Below are 1,250 nucleotides of genomic sequence, written 5' to 3' on the forward strand. Positions count from 1 at the left end.
GGCAGTCTCAATTACCAAACACCAATGACTAGGCGAGTCATTACTTAATAAAAACACTTTATAAATTTTGTACAGAAAACTGTTGCCTTTTCAAAGCATCATAATCATTCTTATGTTTCCTAACAGCCGACTCAACCGCCTTACGGCCTTTACCCTTGATGGCTGTGTCCAACTGCCCAACAATAGTGGCAGTCGTTGTCTTCCCTTCGCTGGCCGCCTTTGTGATTTGCGCATCATACTTAGACTCAATCCCACTGCGACTACTTTTGGTTAGAGGTGCGTAGACGGATTTGATAAGAGCCTTTTCTACTTTCTTTTTTAGCTCCTTGAGATCGGCCTCTCCCATCATCACGCTACCAACAGTCTCCAAGATACTTGCCATATATCCTCCTATTCTAAAATTTGCCTTTTCTGTGCCATACAGCTAGCTATCTCCTGCTCCACGGCATCACGTTTTCTCTGGTAATCCTGCCTGAGGCGGTCTTCCTTATCGTCCAAATGCTGGCGCTCCTTACGATAACTGATCTCTGTCGCATCTCTATAATCTTCTATAAGCCAATTGAGGGCCATCAGTTCATCTGATGTGTCACCCTCTACCTGCCTGAGATAAGCCAAGACTTCCTCATACTTTTCTTCGTAATAACGATTAAGGTCTCGGTTAGTATCTTCTAAACGAAAGTATTCCTCCTCAAACTGGCGGCGTTGAAAATGATAATCATCTTCCAAACGATCTAGATTGCTGTTATGCTTTTTAATCTCCGCATCCAGTTGATCAACTTTTCTACTTAATTCACTGACCATTTGTGAAACTTCCCTGCTAAGCTGGCATCTTTGGCAAAGGCATCATTAACACCAGCTTGAATTTTGCCCTGTAAATCGGTATAAGCGGTGACAAGCTTTTTGGCCTTACTGACTTTCTTGTCAAAATGGCGCTCTGTCTTCCCAACGATGCTATCGTAGGTCACCCCAGCCTCTGCATAGGCTGCCTGAATCTCGGCTGCACTTAATTCTGTTATCCCAAAAGGGGCTGTTTTCGTGGATTGATAAAGCTCTTCTGCTTCCTCAACCGCACGCTTCTTAGCAGCCTCAACCTCATCTTTGACCGTCTCAGCTGCCTTGACCAAACCAGTCGCAACCACTGTTGCCTGTGTACTGTCAAGAAAGAACTCTTCGTTGCTCGTCAGACCATGCTTTTCACGCTCTGTTTTGAGGCTATAGTATGCGGACATGCCTGACACAACGAGATTCAG

At 44.8% G+C, this 1,250-nt stretch carries 2 protein-coding genes and 1 pseudogene; all 3 read right to left on the reverse strand.

The genetic code is table 11. The features are described 5' to 3' along the window. Window positions 1–58: 58 nt before the first annotated feature. On the reverse strand, window positions 59–382 hold the full coding sequence (locus tag A3GS_RS0109620; RefSeq protein ID WP_018365182.1) for a hypothetical protein: 324 nt from the start codon (window positions 380–382) through the stop codon (window positions 59–61). An 8-nt stretch (window positions 383–390) separates the two neighbouring features. Then, window positions 391–801, reverse strand: coding sequence for a hypothetical protein (locus A3GS_RS0109625; protein ID WP_018365183.1), 411 nt, complete (start codon window positions 799–801; stop codon window positions 391–393). Continuing rightward, a pseudogene (locus A3GS_RS0109630) lies at window positions 786–1,250 on the reverse strand (triacylglycerol lipase); the annotation flags it as partial. The pseudogene A3GS_RS0109630 and the gene A3GS_RS0109625, both read right to left, overlap by 16 nt.

The sequence above is a fragment of the Streptococcus caballi DSM 19004 genome (assembly GCF_000379985.1).
Lineage (GTDB): Bacteria > Bacillota > Bacilli > Lactobacillales > Streptococcaceae > Streptococcus > Streptococcus caballi.